The organism is Microbacterium sp. (assembly GCF_036277215.1).
In the GTDB taxonomy this organism is placed as follows: Bacteria; Actinomycetota; Actinomycetes; order Actinomycetales; family Microbacteriaceae; genus Microbacterium.
Map to the genome: position 1 here is coordinate 1 of NZ_DASUNI010000327.1, position 8,099 is coordinate 8,099.

The 8,099-nt window shown below is 70.4% G+C and carries 5 protein-coding genes and 2 pseudogenes; all 7 read left to right on the forward strand.

What is annotated here, in order from left to right; all coding sequences use genetic code 11:
* Window positions 1-192 (forward strand): annotated as a pseudogene (locus tag VFX99_RS15765) (carbohydrate ABC transporter permease); the annotation flags it as partial.
* Window positions 193-235: 43 nt separating this feature from the next.
* The gene (locus VFX99_RS15770) at window positions 236-1,066 is read left to right on the forward strand and encodes an NAD(P)-dependent oxidoreductase (RefSeq protein WP_329667241.1); all 831 of its coding nucleotides are present in this window, start codon (window positions 236-238) and stop codon (window positions 1,064-1,066) included.
* Window positions 1,067-1,155: 89 nt separating this feature from the next.
* Window positions 1,156-3,762 (forward strand): glycoside hydrolase family 78 protein, encoded by a 2,607-nt coding sequence (locus tag VFX99_RS15775; protein WP_329667242.1) that lies wholly within the window; start codon window positions 1,156-1,158, stop codon window positions 3,760-3,762.
* An 88-nt stretch (window positions 3,763-3,850) separates the two neighbouring features.
* Window positions 3,851-4,243: an L-rhamnose mutarotase gene (locus tag VFX99_RS15780; RefSeq protein ID WP_329667243.1), complete on the forward strand. Its 393-nt coding sequence runs from the start codon at window positions 3,851-3,853 to the stop codon at window positions 4,241-4,243.
* Window positions 4,240-5,406 (forward strand): annotated as a pseudogene (gene rhaI, locus VFX99_RS15785) (L-rhamnose isomerase). Before VFX99_RS15780 ends, rhaI begins: the two are co-directional and overlap by 4 nt.
* 5 nt (window positions 5,407-5,411) lie before the next feature.
* Window positions 5,412-6,278, forward strand: a complete 867-nt coding sequence (locus VFX99_RS15790) for an alpha/beta hydrolase fold domain-containing protein (RefSeq protein WP_329667244.1) — start codon at window positions 5,412-5,414, stop codon at window positions 6,276-6,278.
* Between the two features lie 79 nt (window positions 6,279-6,357).
* Window positions 6,358-8,099, forward strand: a 1,742-nt coding sequence (gene rhaD, locus VFX99_RS15795) for a bifunctional rhamnulose-1-phosphate aldolase/short-chain dehydrogenase (RefSeq protein ID WP_329667245.1), incomplete at its 3' end; no start/stop codon positions are given.

An 8,099-nucleotide genomic window follows, 5' to 3' on the forward strand; every position in this document is an offset into this window, starting at 1 on the left:
ATCTTCGGCGGGAAGAAGTCCCTCAACACCATCCAGGTCGGGTTGCTGAACTTCTCCGGCGAGTACGGCGCCATCAACTACGGGCCGCTGTTCGCGGCGATCTGCATCACGTCGGGCGGCATCCTGATCCTCTACCTGTTCCTGAACCAGCAGATCATGAAGGGCCTCGCGGCCGGAGCGGTCAAGGGCTGATGCGGCGACCGAGCGGGGCGCTGCGAGGCGCCGGGATACGACCATGATCGTCGGGGTCACCGGCAGCGACGGCAAGCTCGGGCGCGCGACCGTCGAACGCCTGCGGAACGGCGGCCACACCGTCGTGGGGTTCGACCTGCACGGACCGGCGGGCGCCGGATTCACCCGCGTAGATCTGGGCGACTACGGCCAGACCCTCGACGCGTTCCTCGGTGTGACGGCACGCCACGAGGGCCTCGACGCCCTCATCCACCTCGCGGCGGTGCCGGTGAACGGCCTCATTCCCGACGTGGCGACCTTCCAGAACAACGTGACGGCATCGGCACACGTCTTCTTCGCCGCCCACCGCGCCGGCATCCGCACCATCGTGAGCGCGAGCAGCATCACGGCGATGGGCTTTCCGTTCGACGTTCCTCCCCCGTTCCTGCCGCTGGATGAGTCGTACACGGCGGCCTTCAACACCTACGGACTGGGGAAGGTCGTCGAGGAGGCGATGGCCGCGCAGCTCGTCGGCTGGGCACCGGATGCCTCGATCACCGCCCTCCGGTTCACCAACGTCGTCGCCGCGGACGAGTACTCCACCTTCGACCGCGCTGACGAGCCCGACTACCGGCGCGATCTGCTCGGCTCGTGGGTCGATGCCCGCGACGGGGCGGAAGCGGTGGCGCTCGCGCTGGCGCACGCCCGGCCCGGCTTCGAGGTGTACAACGTCGCCGCACCGGATTCCGGCAACGCAGCGCCCTCGCGCGAGGTCGCGCAGCGGTGGTTCCCGGGCACGCCCGTGGCGGACGACCTCGGCCCGCACGAGTCGCTCGTGTCGACGCGGAAGATCCGGCAGAGGCTCGGCTTCGCAGCCCGGCACGACTGGCGCTGATCCTCTCCACCCACCGAAACGTTCCGCCCAGGAGCCGACACCTTGAAACGTAACAATTCGTCCCCCGTGGACCTGAGAGGACACTCCTGATGACCGTCCGGATCGCCGCACCGAGCATCGAGCACCACCGCGCCGCCATCGGCATCGGCGAGAGCAGTCCGCGCGTGAGCTGGATCATCGAGAGCGCACCCGAGGGGTGGACCCAGGCCGCGTACGAGATCTCGGTGGAACGCCCCTCCGGCGCCGAGAGCGTCGCGGTCGACTCGCCGGAACAGGTCCTGGTCGACTGGCCGACGGCTCCGTTGCACTCCCGAGAGCGGGCGGGCGTGCGCGTCCGGGTGGCCGGCGCCGACGGCGTCTGGTCTGAGTGGAGCCCCTTCACAGCCGCAGAGGCGGGCCTGCTCGAGCCGGAGGACTGGACGGCACGACCGGTCGGGGCCGCATGGCCGGAGGATCGCGAGTCGGACGACCGGCGCCCCTCCCTCGTTCGCACCGACTTCCAGGTCGGCGAAGGCCTCGTCTCGGCGCGACTGTACGCGACCGCGCACGGCCTGTACGAGGCCGAGCTCAACGGGACGCGGGTCGGCGATGACGCCCTCTCCCCCGGCTGGACCGTGTATCCCCAGCGTCTGCGGTACTACACCTACGACGTCACCGATCTGCTGGTGCCAGGACCGAACGCCATAGGGGCCTGGCTGGGCGACGGGTGGTACCGCGGCCGGCTGGGCTGGCGCGGCGGATTCCGCAACCTTTTCGGCGACGACCTCTCGTTCCTCGGACAGCTCGAGCTCACGTACGCGGACGGGCGCCGCGAGACGGTGGCGACGGATGCCGCGTGGAAAGCCGCGCCCTCGCCCATCCTGCGCACCGGCATCTACGACGGCGAGGACTACGACGCCCGTCTCGAACTCGACGGGTGGTCCTCGCCCGGCTTCGACGACGCGTCGTGGGATGCGGTTGCCGTCCGCGAACGCGACCCGCGCACGCTCGTGGCACCGACCGCCCCGCCGGTGCGCTGCACCGAGGATGTGCGGCCGATCGAGGTGCTGACCTCCCCGTCGGGCGCGCGCATCCTCGACTTCGGCCAGAACCTCGTGGGTCGCGTGCGCTTCCAGGTGACCGGACCCGCCGGGGCGACCGTGCGCGTGCGGACGGCGGAGGTGCTGCAGGACGGCGAGGTGTACACCCGCCCCCTCCGTGAGGCGCGCTCCACGGACCACTACACGCTCGCCGGTCGCCCGGACGGCGAGGACTGGGAGCCGCGGTTCACGTTCCATGGATTCCGGTACGCCGAGATCGACGGGTGGCCGGGCGACGTCGACGCCGCAGCGGACGCCGGCGATCTGGTCGCCCGCGTCTACCACACCGACCTCGAGCGCACCGGCTGGTTCGAGACCTCCGATCCGCTGGTGAACCGCCTCCACGAGAACGTGGTGTGGGGCATGCGCGGCAACTTCGTCGACATCCCCACCGACTGCCCGCAGCGCGACGAGCGCGTGGGGTGGACGGGCGACATCCAGGTGTTCGCACCGACGGCGTCGTTCCTCTACGACGCGTCGGGCATGCTGAGCGGCTGGCTTCGGGATGTCGCCGCCGAACAGCTGCCGGACGGCACCATCCCCTGGTACGTGCCGGTGATCCCCGCTCACTCGATGTGGACCCCGATCCGGCCCGGAGCGGCCTGGGGCGATGTCGCGACCCTGACCCCCTGGACGCTGTACGAGCGTTTCGGCGACGCCGGGGTGCTGGAGGCGCAGTTCGACAGCGCGCGGCGCTGGGTCGATCTGATCGACTCGCTGGCCGGACCCGATCGACTGTGGAACACCGGCTTCCAGCTGGGCGACTGGCTCGACCCGGCCGCACCGCCCCAGGACCCCTCCGATGCCCGAACCGACCGCTACCTCGTCGCCACCGCGTACTTCGCCAAGTCGACGCGCACCGTCGCTCGGATCGCCGCCGTGCTCGGCCGTACTGACGACGAGGCGCACTATCTGGCGCTCGCCGACGAGATCGACGCCGCCTTCGCCGCGGAGTACGTGCTGCCGAACGGGCGCATGACCAGCGACGCGCAGACGGCCTACGCCCTGGCGATCGCCTTCGACCTGATCCCGGATGCCGCCCGCCGGGACGCGGCCGGCGAGCGCCTCGCCGAGCTCGTGCGCGAAGCCGAGAACCGCATCGCGACGGGCTTCGTGGGCACCCCGCTCGTCTCGGACGCACTGACGCAGACGGGTCATCTCGACAAGGCCTACGACCTGCTGCTGGAGCAGGGCTGCCCGTCATGGCTGTACCAGGTCGTCATGGGAGCGACGACGGTCTGGGAGCGATGGGACAGCCTCCTGCCCGACGGAAACGTCAACCCCGGGACGATGACCTCGTTCAACCACTACGCGCTCGGGGCCGTCGCCGATTGGCTGCACCGGGTGGTGGGCGGCCTGGCACCCGCGGCGCCCGGCTACCGCGAGGTGCGGTTCGCCCCGCAGCCGGGCGGGGGCCTGACCTCGGCGGCGGCACGCCATCGTACGCCGTACGGCGACGCCGCGATCTCCTGGCGGATCGAGGACGATCGGCTCGTCGTGGACGTCCGCGTGCCGGTCGGCGCGACGGGCACGCTGCAACTTCCGGGCCTGCCCGCCGAGACGCTCGCGCACGGTGCACATCACCGCGAGACAGCGGTGATGCTGGCCGTCGGCTAGGGACCGGAGCCGGATCTTGACCTGGCGCCGCGGTTCGGTTACAGTAAATTGAATCGATTCATCCGTCCACGACCTCAACGAAGAGCCCATGACATCCCCCGAACGCATCTGCTTCCAGCTCCAGGTCAAGCCCGAGCTGCTCGACGAATACATCGAGCGTCACACCCCGGTCTGGCCCGAGATGCTCGCCGAGATCGCGGCGTCCGGGCGTCGCAACTACTCGCTGTTCCTCGCCGAGGCGGGTCGCCTTTTCGGCTACTACGAGACCGACGACGACGAGGCGGCGCAGGCGTACCTCGCGGCGTCCGCCGTCGCCGCCCGCTGGGAGGCCGAGATGGGTCGGTTCTTCGTCGGCCTCGAGGGGCGGCCCGACCAGGCCGCGACGCCCCTCACCGAGATCTTCCACCTCGAAGACCAACTGGCGGATGCCGCGGCATCCCCGTCCGACCATCCCCACGACAACGAAAGCGACGCATCGTGAGCATCCTCACCCCCGAGATCCAGGCCACCCTCGAGAAGCAGGCCATCGAGCTGCCGTCGTGGGCGTTCGGCAACTCCGGCACGCGGTTCCGCGTGTGGACCACCGGCGGCACCCCGCGCGACCCCTTCGAGAAGATCGCAGATGCCGCGGAGGTCAACCGCGTCACCGCGCTCGCGCCGAGTGTCGCGCTGCACATCCCGTGGGACAAGGTCGAGGACTACGGCGTCCTGCGCCGGCACGCCGAAGACCTGGGTGTGGCATTGGGCACGATCAACTCGAACACGTTCCAGGACGAGGACTACAAATTCGGGGCGCTCACCCACGAGGACGAGCGCATCCGCCGCAAGGCGATCGATCACCACCTCGAGTGCATCGACGTCATGGACGCCACCGGCTCGCGCGACCTGAAGATCTGGCTTGCCGAAGGCTCGAACTACCCCGGTCAGACCGACATGCGCGCCCGGCAAGACCGGCTGAACGACTCGCTCCGCGCGGTCTACGAGCGACTGACCGGCGACCAGCGCCTCGTGCTCGAGTACAAGTTCTTCGAGCCGTAGTTCTACCACACCGACGTCCCCGACTGGGGAACCTCGTACGCGCAGGTCGCGACCCTGGGCGATCGTGCCATGGTCTGCCTCGACACCGGTCACCACGCGCCCGGCACGAACATCGAGTTCATCGTCATGCAGCTGCTGCGCCTCGGCAAGCTCGGCTCATTCGACTTCAACTCGCGTTTCTACGCCGACGACGACCTCATCGTGGGTGCGGCCGACCCGTTCCAGCTGTTCCGCATCCTCGTCGAGGTCATCCGCGGCGGGGGCCTGAACAATCCCGATGTGGCGTTCATGCTCGATCAGTGCCACAACATCGAGGCGAAGATCCCGGGCCAGATCCGCTCTGTGCTGAACGTCCAGGAGATGACAGCGCGCGCCCTCCTGATCGACTCCGAGGCGCTCGCCGCCGCGCAGTCAGCGAACGACGTGCTCGGGGCACAGGCCGTGTTCATGGACGCGTTCTACACCGACGTCCGCCCCGCCCTGGCGGAGTGGCGCGAGTCGCGCGGGCTGCCCGCCGACCCGATGGCCGCATTCGCGGCATCCGGATATCAGGAGAAGATCGAGGCCGAGCGCGTCGGCGGCGTCCAGGCCGGTTGGGGCGCGTAGCCCCCATGTCCGAGCCCTACTCCGCGGCCGGTGGACTCGTGCGGGTGTACCCGCCGAGAACCCCGCCCGGCATGATCCCGAACGGCGCGGGCCTGGTCTGGGCGCACGGCGGCGGCTTCGCCGGCGGCGACCTCGACATGCCCGAGGCCGACGGGGTCGCGCGCGCACTGGCATCACGCGGAGTCACGGTGGTGTCGGTCGACTACGCGCTGGCGCCGACGCCCGCCGCCCGGGCCGAAGCGGCCGGCGTACCGGCGAGGGGCGGCACCCCCTTCCCGGCGGCCTCCGACGACGTCCTCGCCGCGTTCCGCTGGGCCCTCGAGTCGGAGCTCTCCCCGGGCCCGTGGGCGCTCGGCGGCGCGAGCGCGGGCGCCAATCTGGCGGCCGGAGCCACCCTGCGCCTGATCGCCGACGGCGCTCTGCCGCCCTCGCTCGTCGTGCTCGCCTACCCGACGCTGCTCGCCGTGCAGCCCGAGCCGGATCCCGAGTTGCGGGCCGCGCTCGACGCCGACCCGGAGGCGGACACGTTCGGACCGGACGCGGTGCTCCGAATGTACGAGAACTACCTCGGCGGGCCGGTCGACGGCGCGCCGCTCGCGGCGGTCCCGGGCCTCGCGACCGCCGAAGACCTGGTGCACTTTCCGCCGACGCTCATGATCAACGGCGAGGTCGACGAGCTGCGCGTCTCGGGTGAGCACTTCGCACGCACCCTCCACGCCGCCGGTTGCGACATCGTCGCACTGACCGAGCCGGGCACCCGGCACGGCCACCTCAACCGACCCGACCTGCCCGCAGCCGCGGCATCCATCGATCGCATCGCCGCGCGCCTGGCGGCCCTCCCGGCCACCACGACCACCGTTCATCCGTCGTGAACGTACGCTCGCCCCGACGGAATCCGTGCACAGACGACGGACGAAACAGACCCGCCACACTCACCGAAGGATCACTCTCATGACCAACCCTGCTGCCGCGGCCCTGATCGAACGCTCGAACCGCCTCGGGTCCGATCCGAAGAACACGAACTACGCCGGCGGCAACACGTCCGCGAAGGGCACCGAGACCGACCCGGTCACCGGTGATCCGGTCGAGCTGCTGTGGGTGAAGGGCTCGGGCGGCGATCTGGGCACCCTGACCGAGGCCGGGCTCGCGGTGCTGCGCCTGGACCGGATGCGCGCCCTGGTGGACGTGTACCCGGGGCTGGACCGCGAGGACGAGATGGTCGCCGCGTTCGACTACTGCCTGCACGGCAAGGGCGGCGCGGCACCGTCGATCGACACCGCGATGCACGGGCTGGTGGATGCCGCGCACGTGGACCACCTGCATCCCGACTCCGGCATCGCGATCGCGACCGCCGCCGCCGGCGAGGAGCTCACGGAGAAGATCTTCGGCGGCAAGGTGGTCTGGGTGCCGTGGCGCCGCCCCGGGTTCCAGCTCGGACTGGACATCGCCGAGATCAAGGCGCAGAGCCCCGAGGCGATCGGCTGCATCCTGGGCGGGCACGGCATCACCGCGTGGGGCGACACGTCCGAGGAGGCCGAGACGAACTCGCTGTGGATCATCGAGACCGCGCAGGCGTACATCGACGCGAACGGCAAGGCCGAGCCGTTCGGTTCGGAGCGTGCCGGCTTCGGTGCGCTGCCCGAGTCCGAGCGGCGGGCGAAGGCCGCGGCCCTGGCCCCGACGATCCGCGGTCTCGCCTCGCACGACAAGCCGATGGTCGGGCACTTCACCGACGACCCGTGCGTGCTGGAGTTCCTCGCGTCGACGAAGGCTCCCGAGCTCGCCGCGCTGGGCACCAGCTGCCCGGACCACTTCCTGCGCACCAAGGTCAAGCCGATGCTGCTCGACCTGCCCGCCGACGCGTCCGTCGAAGAAGCGATCGCGCGACTCCAGGAGCTGCACGAGGCCTACCGCGCCGACTACACCGCGTATTACGAGAAGCACGCGACCCCTGAGTCCCCCGCGATCCGAGGCGCCGACCCGCTGATCGTGCTGGTGCCCGGGGTGGGCATGTTCAGCTACGGCGCGAACAAGCAGACCGCGCGGGTCGCCGGGGAGTTCTACCTCAACGCGATCAACGTGATGCGGGGGGCCGAGGCGCTCTCGACCTACTCGCCGATCTCGGACGCCGAGAAGTTCCGCATCGAGTACTGGGCCCTCGAAGAGGCCAAGCTGCAGCGGATGCCCAAGCCCAAGACCCACCAGGGCAGGGTCGCGTTCGTCACCGGAGCGGCATCCGGCATCGGCAAGGCCATCGCCACCCGCCTCGCCGCCGAGGGCGCGTGCGTCGTCGTCGCGGACCTCGACCTGGAGAAGGCGCAGGCCGCCGCCGCCGAGCTCGGCGGGACGGACGTCGCGATCGGCGTCGCCGCGAACGTCGCCGACGCCGACGCGATCCAGGCTGCCTTCGACGCCGCGGTGCTCGCATTCGGCGGGGTCGACCTCGTCGTCAACAACGCCGGCCTGTCGCTGTCGAAGACCCTGCTCGAGACCACCGTCGCCGACTGGGACCTCCAGCACGACGTGATGGCCAAGGGCTCGTTCCTGGTCTCCCGGTCTGCCGCGAAGGTGCTGATCGAGCAGGAGCTCGGCGGCGACATCGTCTACATCTCGTCGAAGAACTCCGTGTTCGCCGGGCCCAACAACATCGCGTACTCCGCGGTGAAGGCCGACCAGGCCCACCAGGTCCGGCT